Annotated in this window: 13 protein-coding genes; 5 read left to right on the forward strand and 8 right to left on the reverse strand. The window is 50.5% G+C overall.

All coding sequences use genetic code 11. The annotated features are described in order from the left end of the window. Positions 1 to 18: 18 nt before the first annotated feature. Positions 19 to 843, reverse strand: a complete 825-nt coding sequence (menB, locus tag AAHB90_RS22650; RefSeq protein ID WP_342087520.1) for a 1,4-dihydroxy-2-naphthoyl-CoA synthase — start codon at positions 841 to 843, stop codon at positions 19 to 21. 148 nt (positions 844 to 991) lie between these two features. Between menB and AAHB90_RS22655 the strand changes: the two genes are divergently transcribed. Both AAHB90_RS22655 and AAHB90_RS22660 read left to right on the forward strand, forming a co-directional pair. Further along, positions 992 to 2,059, forward strand: a complete 1,068-nt coding sequence (locus tag AAHB90_RS22655) for an AMP-binding protein (RefSeq protein WP_342087521.1) — start codon at positions 992 to 994, stop codon at positions 2,057 to 2,059. Next, entirely contained in the window at positions 2,052 to 2,825 is a 774-nt protein-coding gene (locus tag AAHB90_RS22660; protein ID WP_342087522.1) for a hypothetical protein, read from the forward strand. The genes AAHB90_RS22655 and AAHB90_RS22660 overlap by 8 nt, the downstream gene beginning before the upstream one ends. A gap of 3 nt (positions 2,826 to 2,828) precedes the next feature. On the opposite strand, the gene AAHB90_RS22665 is transcribed toward AAHB90_RS22660, so the two are convergent. The 4 genes from AAHB90_RS22665 to topA form a co-directional block, all read right to left on the reverse strand. After that, positions 2,829 to 3,965, reverse strand: coding sequence for a helix-turn-helix domain-containing protein (locus AAHB90_RS22665; RefSeq protein WP_342087523.1), 1,137 nt, complete (start codon positions 3,963 to 3,965; stop codon positions 2,829 to 2,831). 194 nt (positions 3,966 to 4,159) lie between these two features. After that, positions 4,160 to 5,041, reverse strand: a complete 882-nt coding sequence (locus AAHB90_RS22670) for a bifunctional 5,10-methylenetetrahydrofolate dehydrogenase/5,10-methenyltetrahydrofolate cyclohydrolase (RefSeq protein ID WP_342087524.1) — start codon at positions 5,039 to 5,041, stop codon at positions 4,160 to 4,162. Continuing rightward, entirely contained in the window at positions 5,041 to 5,733 is a 693-nt protein-coding gene (locus AAHB90_RS22675) for an SIR2 family NAD-dependent protein deacylase (RefSeq protein ID WP_342087525.1), read from the reverse strand. The genes AAHB90_RS22670 and AAHB90_RS22675 overlap by 1 nt, the downstream gene beginning before the upstream one ends. Before the next feature lie 22 nt (positions 5,734 to 5,755). Beyond that, positions 5,756 to 8,149: a type I DNA topoisomerase gene (gene topA / locus AAHB90_RS22680; protein ID WP_342087526.1), complete on the reverse strand. Its 2,394-nt coding sequence runs from the start codon at positions 8,147 to 8,149 to the stop codon at positions 5,756 to 5,758. A 317-nt stretch (positions 8,150 to 8,466) separates the two neighbouring features. Between topA and AAHB90_RS22685 the strand changes: the two genes are divergently transcribed. Next, positions 8,467 to 11,238, forward strand: coding sequence for a bifunctional aconitate hydratase 2/2-methylisocitrate dehydratase (locus AAHB90_RS22685; protein ID WP_342087527.1), 2,772 nt, complete (start codon positions 8,467 to 8,469; stop codon positions 11,236 to 11,238). A 56-nt stretch (positions 11,239 to 11,294) separates the two neighbouring features. Next, a complete protein-coding gene (locus tag AAHB90_RS22690) occupies positions 11,295 to 13,565 on the forward strand; it encodes an aconitate hydratase (protein WP_342087528.1) in 2,271 nt (756 codons plus the stop codon). 140 nt (positions 13,566 to 13,705) lie between these two features. Here AAHB90_RS22690 and lspA read toward each other — a convergent pair whose 3' ends face one another. Next, positions 13,706 to 14,218 carry a signal peptidase II gene (gene lspA / locus AAHB90_RS22695; RefSeq protein WP_342087529.1) on the reverse strand — a complete coding sequence of 171 codons (513 nt, stop codon included), beginning with the start codon at positions 14,216 to 14,218 and terminating at the stop codon, positions 13,706 to 13,708. After that, a complete protein-coding gene (locus AAHB90_RS22700) occupies positions 14,218 to 14,907 on the reverse strand; it encodes a 3-keto-disaccharide hydrolase (protein WP_342087530.1) in 690 nt (229 codons plus the stop codon). Before AAHB90_RS22700 ends, lspA begins: the two co-directional genes overlap by 1 nt. Positions 14,908 to 15,051: 144 nt before the next feature. On the opposite strand from AAHB90_RS22700, the gene AAHB90_RS22705 reads away from it, so the two are divergent. After that, complete coding sequence (locus AAHB90_RS22705; protein ID WP_342087531.1) at positions 15,052 to 16,869, forward strand: M61 family metallopeptidase; 1,818 nt, start codon at positions 15,052 to 15,054, stop codon at positions 16,867 to 16,869. Between the two features lie 41 nt (positions 16,870 to 16,910). Here AAHB90_RS22705 and AAHB90_RS22710 read toward each other — a convergent pair whose 3' ends face one another. Further along, complete coding sequence (locus AAHB90_RS22710) at positions 16,911 to 19,304, reverse strand: T9SS type A sorting domain-containing protein (RefSeq protein WP_342087532.1); 2,394 nt, start codon at positions 19,302 to 19,304, stop codon at positions 16,911 to 16,913. Between the last annotated feature and the right edge of the window lie 135 nt (positions 19,305 to 19,439).

The raw sequence follows: 19,439 nt of genomic DNA on the forward strand, positions 1-19,439 counted from the left end.
TAATCTTTCGGGATTAAATCAAGGGAATTTCGTGAATTTGGAAAAATCAGGCTTTCTTTTCTCCAAAAACGAACGCTGGCCCTCTTTCGCTTCCTCGCTGAGGTAATAAAGCAGCGTTGCATTGCCTGCAAGTTCCTGGATACCCGCCTGTCCGTCGAGTTCCGCATTGAATGCGCTTTTTAGCATCCGGATCGAAAGCGGGCTTTTTTCCTGGATTTTTTTCGCCCATTCCAACGTCACAGTTTCCAGTTGCTCCAAAGGAACGACCTTATTTACAAGCCCCATTTGCAATGCTTCGTCGGCATCGTACTGGTCGCACAGGAACCAGATTTCGCGCGCCTTTTTCTGGCCCACCACGCGGGCAAGGTAAGAAGCACCAAATCCCCCGTCGAAGCTGCCGACTTTCGGGCCGGTTTGGCCAAAACGTGCATTATCTGCAGCGATAGATAGGTCACAGATCACGTGCAGGACGTGGCCGCCGCCGATCGCCCAGCCTGCCACCATCGCGATAACCGCTTTCGGAATGGAACGGATCATTTTTTGCAGGTCGAGCACATTCAAACGCGGTACATGGTCGTCGCCGATATAGCCGCCGTGGCCGCGCACCGACTGGTCGCCGCCGGAGCAGAATGCCTTGCCGCCTTCGCCGGTCAGAATAATAACGTCGATCCGCGGATCTTCGCGGCAGATATGCATTGCGTCGATCATTTCAGTCACCGTAAGCGGGGTAAATGCATTATGCTTATGGGGGCGATTGATACTGATTTTGGCAATTCCTTCGTGAAGTGTAAAGAGAATTTCCTGGTATTCTTTAATGGTTTCCCATTGAACTGTACTGGACATAAAATCAGATAGGTAAAATTGAGATAAGCCTGAATGCGCGAAATTACTCATTGTTTGGGTTACCTTCAAAAACAAATGAATAACTTTCCACCGCATTAAAAACCGGTGTGAAGGCCGGTAATCGGGTGAATCCACAGAAACGGCAGCGATGATCTGGACAACAGGCAAAACGTATTGGCAGACGCAGAAAAGGCCTCGAAATCCCTATTTCGCACAGGCTTACGACTTTATGGGGAAGTGGTTGGAAGGCAATCAGGAATTTGTGCTCCATACCTCCGGCTCAACGGGTATGCCCAAGCCCATTACGGTCACACGCAGACAACTCCGGGCAAGTGCGGCCATGACCGGGAAAGCGCTTTCGCTCGGGGGCGGTGCGCGTGCGCTCGTGTGCCTGAACGTGGGCTACATCGCAGGGATGATGATGCTCGTTCGCGGGTTGGAGCTGGATTGGGAGCTGACGATAACCGAACCGGTTTCGAACCCCATTGCGGGTTTGGATTCTGTCGATTTCGACTTTGTGGCAATGGTACCGATGCAGTTGCAGGCGATTCTGGAAAATCCTGTAACTGGTAATCAGGTTAGTAATCTGGGTAAAATACTGCTCGGCGGAGCACCGGTTAGCCCGGCATTAGCAACCCGGATCAAAGCACTAAATGTACCGGTTTTTCAAAGCTACGGCATGACCGAAACGGTTTCGCATGTTGCATTGAAAGCATTGAACGGGGCAGAAGCCAGCGATTCCTATGTATTCCTGCCAGGTATTGAGTATGGTGCCGACGAACGTGGATGCCTGTTTGTCTCCGGTGCTGTTACTGATGACCAGCGGGTGCAGACCAATGACCTGGTGGAAATCAGCGGCAATGGCTTTCGATGGATAGGGCGGGCGGATAATGTCATCAATTCGGGTGGGGTGAAAATCGTGCTGGACCAGATCGACCAGCGAATTGCCGCCGTTTTTCAAGATCTGGCCATTCCGGACACATTTTTCTGCTGGTGGGAGCCGGATGAAAAGTTGGGGCAAAAACTGGTGCTGATCATCGAAAATGCCTCTCCGAACGAGAACGTAGAGAAGCTGTCGGCAGAAATTAGAAGTCGCGTTTCGGCGTATGAGAACCCGAAACATATTTACTTTGCAAAAGCGTTTGCCAAAACAGCCACGGATAAGGTCGACAAACACGCAACATTTCAACAGCTTTTAAAATCTCCGAATGGATAAAAATCTTCAAATACCCGGTCATTATATTGTTCGCTATCAGACAGCTCCGGTGGTTCCGGCACCGTTTGCCCACTTTTATACACTGAAACTGGACATTCAATCGGAAGAGGACCTGCGGGTGGATTTTGATATTGTGTATAACGACCGCCTGGAACTGACCGACGAGGAAATATATGACGAAGGCTTTTCCAAAGACGACGATTACAAATGGAAAGGCAATTTGCCAACGGTTTGGATTGATGAGTTCAGGGAGATTTTTGTCAGTTCCAAAATCATTCGCAAACGCGAGGAAAACGAATACGAAGATTTTATAGAGATCGAGCTCGATGAAAACGATAAGCGCGTGACCATCTACCCGGTCGATAAGGAACGCTGGTCGTACTTTTTGCAGGAAATGATGCAGGCGATCTTCGAAACAGCCGGTCGTGAAAAGCCTTTTGAACTGACCTACGTCGATATTGATAACGACAGTAAACTAACCATCGACCTGAAAGCGTCGTTCGGGAAAAAGGAATTTACATTAAGCAAGAATGCCGGCCCAGCCCGTAAACTGCATTGGGATCAGTTGCAAAAAATAATGGATACAGTTTACAAAGCTGAATTCGTGGCCGACAATGCATCTGAAACCCGCCCGACCAAGCGAGGTAAATATCTCACGGCGGGCGATGGCCTGTGGTACCAGATGGGTGTAGCAGTTTTGGAAACTACTTCCAAAAGCAAAGATCTCGCGAAAATAGAAGCATTATTTAATGCACTTTCGAAATAGTACTTACTGACGGTACTGGCTCAGCTCCATTTGTAATTCATCCACGAGCTGAGTCACCCGTTCCAGTGAAGGCTGAGGCACAGGCATTTGCACGCTTACAAAAGCCTTCACTTCCCACACTTCCAGTACGTCCTGCAACGGCACTTCCAGCTCTTCAACCGACGCGTTGTCGGAAGTAAGCAACAAAATACCTGAGGTTTTTACCTGGTTGAATACATTTCTGTAAATCAGCCCGTGGCTTCTCAGCAGGAATACGTATTGCATTCCGTCCTTGATTTCGTACCAGTTACGGATAAACGTGCCCACGAGAATGGAGCCTGGGTATACAAAATCGTCTCCGCTTTCGAATGCACGGTAGTAACCCGATGGCAAATTGGGCAACTGGAATAATGGCAAACTATTCAGATAAGCGGGATTCTGGAAATTGGCAATGTATTCCGCCTGCTTATTGCGAGCTACCCATTGAATGGTGGGGTAGTGCTGCGCGGGCTGCTCAACCGCCGCATTGAATTGCGGGGTCTGATATTGGTTATTAAATGTAGGTATGCCGGCGGTCGGCTGAGGTGCTGCCGGATGTTGGGGTACCGCCGGTTGCCGGAATGCCGGTTGCTGGAAAGCCTCTGGTTGTGGCACCGGCTGAGGCGTGGCCGACTGTGGTGCCCCCGGCTGAGGCGCCCCCGGCTGTGGCGGCTGGTTGTAATGCGTTGGCTGCGGATGCGTTTCGCCGCTAACCGGTTTCAAGCTGATCTGCCGGGATACCTGCCGGAGCGGTTGCTCGGGCTGCTGGTACGTTTCCATGATTTTGGACAACGGCTGCGGTTCCGTGTACCCGGGCGTGCGTGTAGGTGTAGGCTGGGGCATAGCGCCCGAGTGGGAAACGGTCATTTGGCGAGAGGCCGCCAGCGGCAGCGACATTTCAGGCGTTTCCCTTAGCCTTCGCAAGTCGTTTTTTAGCAAATTATCAACACTAACACCGAATGCGGCGGCCATGTTTTTGAGATTAGTAAGGTTGGGATTGGCCCGTGCTTCCTCATAAGCACCCAGTAACGATCTCTTGATCGCGATCTTACGGGCAAACTGTTCCTGCGTCAGGCCATTCAGCCTTCTTAGATACTTGATGTTGTTGCTGACGATGCTCATAGGGATAACCTTTCCGGTAAAACGCCTACTAATTGACAAATCTTTTAGTAAAAAAAGAAATTTTTGGCATAAAAAAGCCGGAACATCAGAGTAAGTAACCCTGGTGTTCCGGCTTTTTTTACTTCGGCGGTCGGCTATCGTACTTCGGCTTTTTATTATGCCATCTAAAAGCCGACAGCCGAACGCCGAAGTATTTACTTATAAATTTCCTTCTTGGCAGCCTTAAATGTGTTGGTCAGCAGACCGCAAATGGTCATTAAACCTACGCCTCCCGGAACCGGTGTAATGAAGCTCGCCTTTGGAGCTACGTCGTTGAAATCGACATCGCCTTTGATCGAGAAGCCGCTCTTTTTCGTAGCGTCGGCCACGCGGGTAATGCCCACATCGACTACTACCGCGCCTTCTTTTACGTAATCGGCTTTTACAAACTCCGGACGGCCTAATGCGACGATCAGAATGTCGGCCGACTGGCAAATCTCTTTCAGGTTTTGCGTTTTGCTGTGCGTGATCGTTACGGTAGCGTTGCCCGGGTAGGTGTTACGCTGCATGAGGATGCTCATCGGTAAGCCCACGATCTGGCTGCGGCCAATTACGACGCAATGCTTGCCGCTCGTTTCGATCCCTGCACGGATCAGCATTTCCAGTATTCCAAAAGGCGTTGCGGAAATGTAGGCGGGCAGGCCCTTGCACATTCTGCCGACGTTGATCGGATGAAAACCGTCCACATCTTTGGCCGGGTTGACGGCTTCCATTACGATGTTTTCAGAAATGTGCTTCGGCAGCGGCAACTGAACGATAAAACCGTCCACATCGGGATCGTTGTTCAATGACTCTACTGCTTCAAGAAGCTGCGCCTCGGTAATGTCTGCCTCGAAACGCAGCAGGGTGGAAGTGAAGCCGATTTCTTCGCAGCTACGGATTTTGGAAGCTACGTAAGTTTCGCTTGCACCATCCTGGCCCACGAGGATTGCTGCCAAATGTGGCTTTTTGCCGCCCCCGGCGACCCATTGTTCAACCTCGGCTTTGATTTCAGATTTTATTTGGGAGGAAATGGCCTTCCCGTCGAGTAGTTGCATTATGATTCAGGTAGTAAATATTTCTTAATCAGAGTTTGCATTCCGGTTGTGGCTTTTTCCTGAATGAAAATCATATTGGATTTCAATGTGATATCGGGTTTTGCCGGATCCACGATATAAATGCGCTTGCCGATGGGGACGTAATGTACCAGCCCGGCAGCGGGGTAAACAGCCAGCGAAGTTCCGATTACGAGAAACATATCCGCTTGCTCGGTAACATCCACCGCTACTTCCATCATAGGCACTTCCTCTCCGAACCAAACGATATGTGGCCTCAACTGGCTGCCCAGTTCGCACAAATCGCCTGTTTTCAGTTCCCAGCCTGTCATCTGATAAACCAGCCTGGGATCTTTTGTGCTCCGCGATTTGAAAAGCTCTCCATGCAAATGGATTACTTTCGTGGAACCTGCGATTTCATGCAGGTTATCAACATTCTGCGTCACGATCGTCACGTCGAAATGCTTTTCCAGCTCTGCCAGTGCATAATGTGCCGCATTAGGCTTCACATCGGTCGCCTGTTTCCGGCGCTGGTTATAAAAATCCAGCACCAGTTCCTGGTTGCGGATCCAGGCTTCCGGCGTCGCCACGTCCTCGATCCGGTAGTTATCCCAAAGCCCATTATTATCACGAAAAGTACTGATCCCGCTCTCAGCGCTGATCCCTGCTCCGGAAAGTACAACCAGTTTTTTCATGGGCTTCTTCGTTTATGTGTGTTTAACCTTTTTTTGTCGCTTTCTTGGCAGCGGGCTTCTTGGCTGCCGGAGCCTTCGCAGCGGCGGCAGGTTTACGAGCTCCGCGTCCCGCAGGCTTATCCGGGGTCTCTGCCGCCAGTTTCAATACCTGTTCGTAGGTAAGCGAAGCCGGCTCGGTGCCTTTTGGAATCTTCACATTCTTCTTTCCAAAAGCAATGTAAGGCCCGTAGCGTCCATTCAAAACCTTCGCCTCCGGGTCTTCGGCAAATTCTTTAATCGTGCGATTGCTGTCCTGCAAGCGCTTTTCTTCGATGATCTCGACCAGCCTGTCCTCCGTAACGGCCATAGGGTCGTCGGTCTTGGCCAGCGAGTAGTATTTGCCGTCATGCTTCACGTAAGGACCGAACTTGCCGACGTTTACGACCATATCTTTATCCTCGAAGAAACCAACCTGACGCGGCAGCTTGAATAGCTCGAATGCCTCGTCCAGCGTGATCGTTTCCATCAGCTGGCCCTTCGCCAGACTCGCAAACCGCGGCTTCTCTTCGTCCTCCACATCACCGATCTGCACGTAAGGCCCGTATTTTCCGATTCTTACAGATACTTTCTTACCCGTCGCAGGATCTTCGCCCAGGTCTCGGGAAGTAAGGCTCTTATCAATCGCTTCCTCACGCGCTTCGGCAACTTTCTTCTGGAACGGCGTATAAAAGTTCTTGATCATCTGCTGCCAGCCCAGTTGGCCTTCCGCAATGTGGTCAAAATCCTTTTCGACGCTCGCTGTAAACGAATAATCGACAATATCCTGAAAATGGCTTACCAGAAAGTCGTTCACCACCATTCCGGTGCTGGTAGGGAAGAGTTTAGCCTTCTCCGAACCATATACTTCTTTATTAACCTTGCTTTTGATCTGCTCATTAGCAAGCGTTATTTCTTTGAATTCCCTTTCAAAGCCCTGACGGTCCTCTTTGACAATATATTCCCGTTTCAGGATCGTCGAGATCGTCGGCGCGTAGGTAGACGGTCGCCCGATCCCCATTTCTTCCAGTTTTTTTACCAAACTGGCCTCCGTATAACGTGGCGGGTTACGGGTAAATCTTTCCGTTGCCTTCATATCCGCCAGCTTCAATATCTGACCGACGTTCAGCGGAGGAAGCATTCCTTTTTGCTCTTCGTCGGGGTTGCCGTCCACTTCGTCATCGCTCGATTCCAGGTAAACTTTCAGAAACCCTTCAAATTTGATCACTTCGCCCTGCGCCACAAGCTCTTCCGAGGTGGTTGAAATGCTAATCGTAGCAGTGGTACGCTCCAATTGGGCGTCCGACATCTGCGATGCGATGGCGCGCTTCCAGACCAGCTCGTACAAGCGCTGCTCGTTGCGGTCGCTGCTGCCTACCAGCGTCGAGAAATCGGTGGGGCGGATCGCTTCGTGCGCTTCCTGTGCCGACTCGGACTTGGTTTTGAATATACGGCGGTGGTGATACTCGTCCCCATATTCTTTCGTGATCTGCTGCTTTGACTTATCAAGCGCTTCTTCCGACAGGTTGGTGGAGTCGGTACGCATGTAGGAAATCTTACCGGCTTCGTACAAGCGCTGCGCGACGGTCATCGTCTGCGCCACCGAAAAGCTCAGCTTACGAGATGCTTCCTGTTGTAATGTAGAAGTTGTGAATGGCGGTGCTGGTGATTTTTTAGCTGGTTTTACTTCAAGATTGCGTATCGAGAACTGAGCCCCGATGCATTTTTCAAGAAACTGGTATGCTTCCTGTTCGGTAGGGAAGTTTTTTGCAAGCTCGGCATTGAGCACTTTGCCGTTACCCAGGTCGAAATGGGCTGTTACCTTAAAGCTGCTTTTGCTCTTAAATGCATCGATCTCCCGCTCGCGCTCTACTATTATACGTACAGCCACTGATTGCACGCGGCCGGCCGAAAGGTTCGATTTGCCGATCCGGATCTTTTTCCAAAGCACCGGGGAAAGTTCGTAACCCACCAGGCGGTCGAGGATACGCCGTGCCTGCTGGGCGTCTACCAGGTCTGCATCGATGGTCCGCGGCTTGGCGATGGCATTCTGAAGAGCGGTTTTGGTAATCTCACGAAATACGATCCGCTTGGTATCATCGGGAAGCCCAAGGGCCTCTTTCAAATGCCAGGAAATAGCCTCCCCCTCGCGGTCATCATCGGTCGCGAGCCATACCTCAGCATCTTTTGCCAGTTTTTTGAGCTCTGAAATGACTTTGACTTTATCGGAGGAGATTTCGTAAGAGGGCTGGAAATCATGCTCAACATCAACACCCATATCATGTTCCGGGAGGTCACGGACATGTCCGAAACTGGACTTGACAGTGAAATCCTGCCCTAGGTAACTTTCAATGGTTTTGGCCTTCGCCGGTGACTCTACGATCACCAGATTTTTTGACATAACTTTCTAATTAAGGGACCTGGTAGCACTTTGAATGTCCAAATATAGGGTACAATCCGAGAAAAAATCAAAGCGCAAATAAAAGGTGATGGAAAAACGGAACGCGTTGCAGCACCTCCCGAAGGGGGCGTTTCAAATTATATCACTTGTCAGAACAAAAAAAAATTGGCGGGGGTTATCTAAGTGGGCGACTAGAATATACTGGTTTTAAATAGTAGTGAAAATCCGCCGAAATGCCTCCGTATATTCTGTAATTTCGTACTTTCGCCCGTTTTATTGACAACAGATATTGCCTTTAACATTGAAAAGATTTCATCATGAATATCTATCAGGACTACATTAAAGAGATTGAAGAAAGAAAAACCCAGGGGCTTCATCCGAAGCCGATTGATGGTGCCGAATTGCTGGGAGAAATCATAGCGCAAATTAAAGATCCATCAAACGAGTATCGGGAAGACTCTCTTAAATTTTTTATTTACAACACTTTACCAGGCACGACGAGCGCTGCCGGTGCAAAAGCCAGGTTCTTAAAAGAGATCATCCTGGGGGAATCCGTAGTCGAAGAAATATCACCCGCTTATGCCTTCGAGTTGTTATCTCACATGAAAGGCGGCCCTTCCATTGGCGTGCTGCTGGACCTTGCCCTGGGTGAGGATGCTGATGTTGCAAAACAAGCTGCGGAGGTTCTTAAAACACAGGTTTTCCTTTACGATGCGGATACAGACCGTTTGAAAGAAGCATTCAAAAACGGTAACGAAATCGCGAGGGAGATTCTTGAAAGCTATGCAAAGGCTGAATTCTTCACGAAGCTGCCGGATGTACCCGAAGAAATTCATGTAGTCACCTATATCGCCGGCGAAGGCGACATTTCGACCGATTTGCTCTCCCCAGGTAACCAGGCTCACTCCCGGTCGGATCGTGAGCTACACGGTAAATGTATGATTACCCCCAAAGCTCAGGAGGAAATCAAGGCTTTGCAGGAACAACATCCCGGCAAGAGCGTAATGCTGATTGCAGAGAAAGGCACCATGGGAGTAGGCTCGTCAAGGATGTCAGGTGTAAACAACGTGGCTCTTTGGACTGGTAAACAAGCAAGCCCATATATTCCGTTTGTCAACATTGCTCCGATCGTTGGGGGTACAAACGGCATCTCTCCGATATTTCTCACCACAGTCGACGTTACCGGCGGTATCGGTATCGACCTGAAAAACTGGGTGAAAAAGGTTGACGCGGATGGTAATATCGTTCGCAATGAAAATGGCGATCCTGTTCTTGAGGAAGTTTACTCGGTTGCCACGGGTACGGTCCTGACCATTAACACGAAGACGAAGAAGCTTTATAATGGCGATCAGGAACTGATTGACATCTCGAAGGCCCTCACGCCGCAGAAAAAGGAATTTATCAAAGCCGGCGGATCGTATGCTATTGTATTTGGTAAAAAGATCCAGACGGTCGCAGCGAAGATCCTGGGCATAGAACCTACGCCTGTATTTGCTCCTTCAAAGGAGATTTCCAACGAGGGACAAGGTCTTACCGCAGTAGAAAAAATCTTTAACAGAAACGCTGTCGGCATTACGCCAGGCAAAGTTTTGCACGCCGGTTCAGATGTTCGTGTAGAAGTTAATATCGTCGGTTCGCAGGACACGACGGGCTTAATGACCGCTCAGGAGCTGGAATCCATGGCGGCCACGGTGATTTCGCCGATCGTTGACGGAGCTTATCAGTCGGGCTGTCACACGGCGTCGGTTTGGGATAAAAAAGCGCAGGCAAACATTCCGAAACTCATGAAGTTCATGAACGACTTCGGTCTTATTACCGCCCGTGACCCGAAAGGCGAATATCACTCGATGACCGACGTGATCCATAAGGTGCTTAACGACATTACTATCGACGAGTGGGCGATCATCATCGGTGGCGACTCGCATACAAGAATGTCGAAGGGCGTAGCTTTTGGTGCTGACTCAGGAACCGTTGCGCTTGCATTGGCTACGGGCGAAGCTTCTATGCCAATTCCCGAATCCGTGAAAGTAACGTTCAAGGGCGAGATGAAGGAGCACATGGATTTCCGTGACGTAGTCCACGCTACGCAGGCCCAGATGCTTCAGAAGTTTGGTGGAGAGAACGTATTCCAGGGAAGGATCATCGAAGTCCATCTTGGAACGCTCCCGGCCGATCAGGCATTCACTTTTACAGACTGGACTGCAGAGATGAAGGCAAAAGCCTCTATCTGTATTTCGGAGGACGACACCCTGATCGAATCACTGGAAATTGCGAAAGGCAGAATCCAGATCATGATCGACAAAGGAATGGACAACAGCAAGCAGGTTCTTCAGGGATTGATCAATAAAGCAGACAAGCGGATCGCGGAGATTAAATCGGGCGAAAAGCCGGCGCTGACCCCGGATGCGAACGCGAAGTATTACGCAGAAGTTGTTATCGACCTCGATGTGATCGTCGAGCCGATGATTGCGGATCCGGACGTGACCAATAAAGATGTCTCGAAGCGTTACACGCACGACACGATACGTCCTATCTCTTACTATGGAGACGATAAAAAAGTAGACCTTGGTTTTGTTGGTTCCTGCATGGTACACAAGGGCGATTTGAAAATTGTTTCTCAGATGCTCAAGAACCTGGAAGAGCAGCAAGGCAAGGTAGAGTTCCATGCACCGCTCGTGGTGGCGGCGCCTACCTATAACATCATCGAGGAGCTGAAAAATGAAGGCGACTGGGATGTGTTGCAAAAATACTCCGGTTTCGAATTCGACGATAATGCTCCGAAAGTAGCTGCGCGTACCGAATACGAGAATATGATGTATCTGGAACGTCCCGGCTGTAACCTTTGCATGGGTAACCAGGAAAAGGCTGCCAAAGGAGATACGGTTATGGCAACGTCGACGCGACTTTTCCAGGGAAGGGTTGTTGAAGATTCGGAGCGCAAAAAGGGAGAGTCATTACTCGCGTCAACGCCGGTTGTTGTGCTTTCTGCCATCCTTGGGCGAATTCCTAATATAGATGAGTATAAAGCCGCGGTGGTCGGCATTGACCTGACCAAGTTCGCACCTCCCGTGAAGCAGTTGAGCAGATAATCACAGGTGGTACAGTTGTTGATAAATGTGAATGTATAAGCATTAATTTAATTACTATGGCATTTGACTTAGATATGATCAAGGGCGTTTACGCCCGGATGGAAGGACGAGTAGAAGCTGCCCGTAAAATCGTAGGGCGGCCTTTGACCTTAGCAGAGAAGATTTTATACTCCCATTTATGGGAAGGAAATCCCACTCAGAGTTTTGAACGTGGTAAGTCGTACGTAGATTTTGCACCTGATCGCGTCGCGATGCAGGATGCAACCGCACAGATGGCGCTTCTGCAATTTATGCAGGCAGGCCGCCCGAAAGTAGCGGTCCCATCTACGGTTCACTGCGACCACCTTATCCAGGCCGAAGTGGGTGCTGCGCAGGATTTGAAGAATGCCGTAGATAAAAATAAAGAGGTATACGATTTCCTTTCGTCCGTTTCCAATAAATATGGTCTGGGATTCTGGAAGGCCGGTGCGGGTATCATCCACCAGGTTGTGCTGGAAAACTACGCATTTCCGGGCGGTATGATGATCGGTACCGACTCTCACACGCCCAATGCGGGTGGATTAGGTATGATCGCGATCGGGGTTGGAGGTGCAGATGCGAGCGATGTCATGTCGGGCCTTGCCTGGGAATTGAAAATGCCCCGTTTGATCGGCGTGAAACTGACCGGCAAACTAAGCGGATGGACTGCGGCGAAAGACGTGATCCTTTGGGTGGCAGGCCAGCTTACCGTGAAAGGCGGAACAGGTTATGTAGTGGAGTATTTTGGCGAAGGGGCTGAAAGCCTTTCTGCAACCGGCAAAGGTACCATCTGTAATATGGGTGCCGAAATCGGGGCGACCACTTCAATCTTCGCTTACGACGAGAAAAGCGCCGCTTACCTGAGAGGCACAGACCGTTCCGATATCGCCGATGCTGCCGACGCGATCAAACACAATCTCCGTTCGGATGACGAAGTTTACGCAGATCCTGCCGCATACTACGATCAACTGATCGAGCTCGATCTTTCGACACTCGAACCACATATCAACGGGCCTTTTACGCCGGATCTGGCCTGGCCATTGTCGAAGTTCGCTACGGCTGTGAAGGAAAACGGCTGGCCAGAAGTTCTTTCGGTAGGTCTGATCGGTTCCTGTACCAACTCTTCTTATGAAGATGTAAGCCGTGCGGCATCTATCGCGCAACAGGCCGTTGACAAAAAACTGAAGGTAACTTCCGAATATACAATCACTCCCGGTTCTGAGCTCGTCCGCTATACGGTGGATCGGGATGGTTACCTGGATACTTTCGCACAAATCGGCGGGGTAGTGCTGGCCAATGCCTGCGGACCGTGTATCGGCCAGTGGGCACGCCACGGTGCCGAGAAAGGGGAGAAAAATTCGATCATTACGTCATTCAACCGCAACTTCTCGAAACGTGCCGACGGTAACCCCAACACGCATTCATTCGTAGCTTCTCCCGAGATCGTAACGGCGATGGCCATTGCCGGACGCCTTACTTTCGACCCGCGTGTGGACAAGCTCGTTAATACCGACGGCGCGGAGGTTATGCTCGACGAGCCAAGCGGCCTCGAATTGCCTACCCGGGGATTTGCCGTAGAAGATGCAGGTTACCAGGCCCCAGCAGAAGATGGAAGCAAAGTGCAGGTGCTGGTAAGCCCCACTTCCGACCGTCTGCAGCTCCTTGAACCATTCCCGGAATGGGAAGGAGCGGACCTTACCGGTTTGAAGCTTCTGATTAAAGCAAAAGGCAAGTGTACCACCGACCATATTTCAATGGCTGGTCCATGGCTGAAATACCGCGGACACCTCGACAACATTTCTAACAACATGCTGATTGGTGCGGTTAACTTCTATAATGAGAAAACCAACGCCATCAAAAACCAGCTGAATAACCAGTACGCAGAGGTTCCGGCCGTTCAGCGCGATTACAAAGCGCACGGGATCGGTACCATCGTGGTAGGGGACGAAAACTACGGGGAAGGTTCATCACGCGAGCATGCTGCGATGGAGCCACGTTTCCTGGGTGTACGCGCGATTTTGACCAAATCATTCGCACGTATCCACGAAACCAACCTGAAAAAACAAGGTATGCTGGCGCTTACATTTGCTAACACAGCAGACTACGATAAGATCCAGGAGGATGATACGATCGACATTCTGGGTCTGGAAACATTTGCAGAAGGACAACCTCTGACGATCGTATTGCACCACAACGACGGTACGACCGAGGAATTCCCGGTAAACCATACCTACAATGCCCAGCAGATCGAATGGTTCAAAGCAGGTTCTGCCTTGAATATCATCCGCAAGTCGGTTGGCGCTGCGTAATCGGTATAGTATTCCAAATGCAAAAGGACTTCCGGTTACCGGAAGTCCTTTTTGTTTGCTCCGGAGGAGCGCCCTGTTTGTAACAACAATGTTAGCGGCAAGCAACGATGTTGAAAACACACCTGCATCCAAACGTTACCTCAAATACCCGGAAACCGCGACTTTTGCCGGCTGTACGACTGATACAGAAAAATAAACATTCCCGTCATGATGGACACGTCGGCCATGTTGAATATACCTGTTTGGAACAACCCAAAATTGATGTGCATGAAATCGGTTACTGAGCCGTGTACGAGGCGGTCGTAGATATTGCCGATACCGCCGCCAATCGCAAAGCTCAGGGCGAGGGCGCTGAGCCAGGTCAGGTTCTTTTTGGTGAGCAGATATATAATTCCGAAAAGCAGCGCGATGAGCGGGATGACCGACAACACAAAAATTTTCATTGTATCGGGCAAAGAGCTGCCTATGCTCAGAAATGCGCCGGTATTTTCGACATAAGTAATGGTAACGTAGTCTTTGATCACGTGAATAGTTTGATAAAACCCCACATTTTCCCTGACTACACTTTTAGAAATCTGGTCGCATCCGATGTTGGCGATCAATACCACTACGATGGCAATATTTCTGAACAGACGGTTTGATTTGAAATTCATTATTTAGACAATGCTTTAATCGGCGTCAGATTAACGTCTTTGAACTCAACCTCGGAGCCTTCCGACTGCAATGCGATCTGTCCTTTCGAAGCCGTCGCATCATAGCCATAGTTGACGAGCACGCCATTGAGCCATACTTTAATTGAATTCTTAACACATTCGATCACCATGGAATTCCATTCGCCGAGCGGCTTTTCGGTGCCGTCGGTCAGGTTGGGAATGCGGCGGAGCTTATCACCGTTCACTCCCCATTTCTCTTTCGGTCCGCGGCGTTTCTCCATATCCGGCACGGTAATGTCTTCCTGGATGCACCAGAAATCGCCGGCATTCTGGTTCATGAGCTGTATTTCGATGGATTTGGGAAACATTTCATACAAATCTCTCGGCTTCGAAACGAATACCAATGCGCCGCAATTGCCGGGCTTGCCCACAAAACGATATTGAAAGGTAAAGCGGAAATTTTCATGCTGCGCGTCCGTAATCAAGTGGCCGCCCGGTGTGCCCAAACTTACAAGCAACCCATTGCGGACCAGAAACGGGTTGACGGCGTTCGGGTTTTTGTCCATTTCGGGAACGTCGATATGCCAGCCTTTGAGATCCTTGCCATTAAAAAGTGCCTTCGTTTGGCTGAACGCGTACTGTGAGGAGACGGCGAGCGCCAGGGCAAGGGGTAGGAAGAGTTTCTTCATGGAAGATCGATACTATTTAATGTTTTAATGGGATTTGAACCGGAAAAATTAAGCAATAATCGGGTTAGTATGTCTATGACGGCGATAAATGTTGGCCGAATGGTTTAAATTGGGTGCTGTCAATTCAAATCACTTGATCAGTCCATGAAAAAACTGGCCGCTTTGCTCGCCGCTCCTATGCTTTGCTCGTACGCATTCGCACAAAAGATCCGCTACGATGTATCCTTTCCCAATATCGTCCACCATGAAGCCCGTATTGCCGTAAGCGTTTCCGATGCCCCGCAAAAGGAATTGCTTTTCAGGATGTCGCGCTCGTCCCCGGGCAGGTACGCTACGCACGAGTACGGGAAGAATGTCTACGATGTCGTGGCCTTCGACAAATCGGGTAAATCCGTGCCGGTGCAGCGGGTGGATGGTGATGTTTATAAAATTGCCGGGATCAATGGTTTTGTGAAGGTAGCATATACTTTGTATGCCAACCACGCCGACGGTACCTATGCCGGAATCGACGCCAGCAGCGTGCATTTGAATATGCCGGCTACATTTATGTGGGTGAAAGAACTGGAAAAAGCGCCTATCACGGTTGCGTTCAGCCTGCCGGAACCCAATACCTGGACTATTGCAACCCAGCTCAAAACCACCGGCCAGGCCAACGTATTCACCGCTCCCGATTTACAATATTTCATGGATTCGCCTACCAAAATCGGTAAACTGACTATCAAAGAATGGACGGTACCCAATGCCGATAACAAGCCTTCGCAATTCAGGCTCGCATTGGAAGCAAAAGGCAGTGACTCGTTGGCTACTGCATTTGCAGGCAAAATCAAGCGCATTACCCAGGAGGCCCGAATGGTTTTTGGAGAATTTCCTGTATTTGATAACGGCAGCTACACCTTTCTGGCAAGCATTAATCCTTATGTAAAAGGCGACGGCATGGAGCACCGCAACAGCACGATGATCGCCGTGCCGGTCGCATTTGACGGTTCCGACAACCTGCTGGGCGTATTCTCGCACGAGTTTTTCCATACCTGGAACGTCGAGCGCATTCGCCCGAAAACGCTCGAACCTTTCAATTTTGAAAAGAGCAATATGAGTTTCGAACTCTGGTTCGCCGAAGGTTTTACCCAATATTATGGTGATTTGCTGCTCGAAAGGGCAGGTTTCGATTCGCTGGAAGAGTATTGCAAGACCTTGACATCACTGGTCAATACCAAAGAGAACACCGCCGGGGCGAAGCGCATTTCGCCTGTGCAGGCAAGCAGCAACGCCGTATTCGTGGATGCGGGCGTGGCGATCGATAAGACGAATTATCCCAACATTTATACTTCCTATTATCCTTATGGCGCTTCCGTTGCGCTCGCATTGGATCTCCAATTGAGAAGCAAAGGGCTGAATCTCGATGATTTCATGAAAGCTGTCTGGGTCAAACGTGGAAAACCGGAAATCGCCTACAATGTGACCGACCTGCAAGCTGTTTTGGAGGATTATTCAAAAGATAAAAAGTTCGCACAGCAGTTTTTTGCTAAATATATCAATGGCCACGAATCGCTGGATTATGCCCCACTGCTCGCTAACGCCGGATTGCTGCTGAAAAAACAATTTGAAGGACAAGCGTGGATTGGCGATGTGCGCTACAAGGAGGGCGCAGGCCTGACTATCACGTCCAATACCGTAATCGGAAGCCCACTTTACAAAGCTGGGCTCGATATCGATGATGAAATATTGAAAGTGGATGGAAAGTCGGTCACTAAAAATGACGATTTGACGTCTATTCTCAAATCCCACAAACCCGGCGACCAGCTTGCCGTGGAATACAAGCACCGCGACGAACCAAAAACCGCGATGCTGGAACTGATCGAAAATCCACGCTTGCAGGTGGTAACCTACGAAGCGGCAGGGAAGACGGTCTCGGAAGCTATGCAGACATTCCGAAAGGCCTGGTTGGGAAGTAAATGGAAATAGCGAGAAAGCGGTTGCCTGGCCCAGGCAACCGCTTTTTGCATTTAACGTGTGAGTAAAATCTTTTTCGTTTCCACCGAGTCGGGCTTCTTTACTTGCAGCAGGTAAATGCCGGCCGGCGCATTGCCGAGGTCGATCCGCTCCTCGTGTGCGCCCCTGCCTGTCACGTGACGTGTATGCCAGATTTTACCTTGCACGTCTGTCACACTGATGGTGGCTGGTCTGCCGGTTGGTAAATTGAAAACCGCTTTGAATTCCCCAGAGGCCGGGTTGGGGTAGGCTTGGAGTAGGGACGCATCGTTCGGCTTTTGTAGGAATTCGGATACTGCCATTCTTGCATTATTCGGGCTATTTCCAACACAAATCCTGTCCTGGCGGGTGGCTGCACCCGGCAAGCCCTGAATGCGGATCGTATTCTGGCCCGCAGCCAATGTAACGTAAAATGTCTCCTCCCGTGCGACGATGTTCCAGCTGTGAGTAGGGGGCAGCTGCAAGGCTGCAATGGCAATATTACCATTTACCGACACGCTCACCTGTGCACCGGCCTCGGCGTAGTAGCGAAGCCTTACCGCATACGTCCCGGCGGCAAAGTCGTCCAACTGGTAATCAACGTAGTAATCATAATTGTTTTGTGAACCTCGCGTTTGCCCGTTCGACGCGTTGGGATCGCTGGTACCGGCACCGTTGCTGGCCATGTTCTCGGCTTCTACGCAAGCGGAAGTTACCCCGCTCGGAGGAGCACAGTCGTTCACTGTAAACGAAACTGGAATGTGTCGGCTGGCGCACCCCTCCTTACCCGCCACGAGGGTGTAGTAATACGTTCCGTTGGCCGATGGCACTGGCACATCAATCGTTTTTGTATACCGGGCATAACCGTCGGGTCCGTACCAGTTGTAGAACACCGGGCCGCAATCCGCGCCGGAACAATTGGAGGAGAGGGTGATCTGGGAGCCGCATTGCGGCGTAAAAGTAGATAGATGAGGCACCACCACGAAATCACAGGCAGGAGGTGTGCCGGGCATTTGCTCGATGCATATCCTATCGTGGCGTACCGGGCTGTAACCGGGCAGGCCTTTCACCTCGATGAAGTTCAGCCCTTTTTGTAATGCAAAAACAATAGTCTGCTCGGTCCAGACGATATTCCAGGAGTTTGACGCCGGGAGCTCTATTTTGTATGGGAAAATTTCATTGTTGATAGTCACTTCAATGGCCGTATTGGCTTCCGCGTAATATCGGAAAGTGATAGCGTGAGCGCCCTCTGCCTGGACATCGGGAACCTGATAAAATACTGTATAATCCTGCCGGTCCTGTCCACCTTTTGTTTTGCCGCCCGATGCGTTAGGATCCTCGGTTATCGGTCCGGAACCGAGCGCATTCTCGGCTTCAAGACAAATGCTGTATGGACCGTCGCCGCAGGAGGTGATGACGAGCTGGAAATCACTGGTCTGATCGGGACAGCCGGGCTTGGAGCTGGTCCTGGTGTATGTGTAAGTACCGTTTTGGGTAGGGGCATAGAAATGAACCGTGCTTCCGGTGGCATCCAGGCCCGGACCGTTCCATTTGTAAGTCAGGCCCGGACAACCGGTACCAAAGCAATCGGCGCTGACGGACATACCCTGGCCGCATGTGGGTGTGTAGTCGCTTACGATAGATCCCACAATGTAGTCGCATTCGGCCGGTGTGGTCTGTACGCGGATCATCACATTTACGCTCGTGTCAGAGGTACAGCCGGTCTTGGACGCGAATAATGTGTAGGTATAGTCGCCCGGGATTGTTGGAGCGCTGAATGAAGTGGTCGCTTCTGCGACGTTAATGCCATTGCCGATCCACGCCAGCGAAGTGGTACCGCAGTCGGCCCCCGTGCACCTGGCTTCGAGTGTTACAGTCTGTCCGGGCTGATAAATGGGCCAGTTACCCACTGCGCGGGGATTTACCTTAAAGTCGCAGGTGAGTGGCTCGCCGGTACCGGGGATTTCCGTCCAGCAGGTCTTATCGTGCCTGACGTCGTACCCGGGAAGTTCTTTGAGACGGATCCGGTTATTGCCGGCCGTGAAATACACCTCGACAGTATGCTCCGTCCACGCGATATTCCAGGAATGCGAAGCGGGAAGTTCAATCTGCGTGGGAGCGGTGCCATTTACAGACATATTTACCAGCGAATTTTGTTCGGCATAGTACCGGAAAGTGATGCTGTACTTTCCGGAAACGGGTACGTCTGTCACATACTCAACAAAGTAATCCGAAGCGTTCCGGGCACCGCGCGTCAAGCCGTTGGACGCATTCGGGTCGGCGGAAACAGGGGCATCGCTGTTGGCGTTTTCCGCTTCGAGACAAATGGTAAACGGGGCGGCATTCGCGGGGGCGCAATGCTCGGGAGCCTTGGCAAAGCCCGCAATAGCTGAGAGCAGGAAGTAAATAACGAACGTACAAGTTTTCATAGCATACAGGAAAAGGTGGATGAATGGATATTCCGGCAGATCGCCGGAAAAGACAATCAGAAATTGGATTATCTACATTTTCGAGACACCATCAGTTATGTAAACCGTGGCGACATGCTCTGAAAAATTATTGAA

The organism is Dyadobacter sp. OTU695, assembly GCF_038440355.1.
GTDB lineage: Bacteria > Bacteroidota > Bacteroidia > Cytophagales > Spirosomataceae > Dyadobacter.

Excerpts from the sequence above, each read along its gene's own strand:
- menB (WP_342087520.1), bottom strand. The coding sequence starts at position 843 with ATGTCCAGTACAGTTCAATGGGAAACCATTAAAGAATACCAGGAAATT.
- AAHB90_RS22655 (WP_342087521.1), top strand. The coding sequence starts at position 992 with ATGATCTGGACAACAGGCAAAACGTATTGGCAGACGCAGAAAAGGCCT.
- AAHB90_RS22660 (WP_342087522.1), top strand. The coding sequence starts at position 2,052 with ATGGATAAAAATCTTCAAATACCCGGTCATTATATTGTTCGCTATCAG.
- AAHB90_RS22665 (WP_342087523.1), bottom strand. The coding sequence starts at position 3,965 with ATGAGCATCGTCAGCAACAACATCAAGTATCTAAGAAGGCTGAATGGC.
- AAHB90_RS22670 (WP_342087524.1), bottom strand. The coding sequence starts at position 5,041 with ATGCAACTACTCGACGGGAAGGCCATTTCCTCCCAAATAAAATCTGAA.
- AAHB90_RS22675 (WP_342087525.1), bottom strand. The coding sequence starts at position 5,733 with ATGAAAAAACTGGTTGTACTTTCCGGAGCAGGGATCAGCGCTGAGAGC.
- topA (WP_342087526.1), bottom strand. The coding sequence starts at position 8,149 with ATGTCAAAAAATCTGGTGATCGTAGAGTCACCGGCGAAGGCCAAAACC.
- AAHB90_RS22685 (WP_342087527.1), top strand. The coding sequence starts at position 8,467 with ATGAATATCTATCAGGACTACATTAAAGAGATTGAAGAAAGAAAAACC.
- AAHB90_RS22690 (WP_342087528.1), top strand. The coding sequence starts at position 11,295 with ATGGCATTTGACTTAGATATGATCAAGGGCGTTTACGCCCGGATGGAA.
- lspA (WP_342087529.1), bottom strand. The coding sequence starts at position 14,218 with ATGAATTTCAAATCAAACCGTCTGTTCAGAAATATTGCCATCGTAGTG.
- AAHB90_RS22700 (WP_342087530.1), bottom strand. The coding sequence starts at position 14,907 with ATGAAGAAACTCTTCCTACCCCTTGCCCTGGCGCTCGCCGTCTCCTCA.
- AAHB90_RS22705 (WP_342087531.1), top strand. The coding sequence starts at position 15,052 with ATGAAAAAACTGGCCGCTTTGCTCGCCGCTCCTATGCTTTGCTCGTAC.
- AAHB90_RS22710 (WP_342087532.1), bottom strand. The coding sequence starts at position 19,304 with ATGAAAACTTGTACGTTCGTTATTTACTTCCTGCTCTCAGCTATTGCG.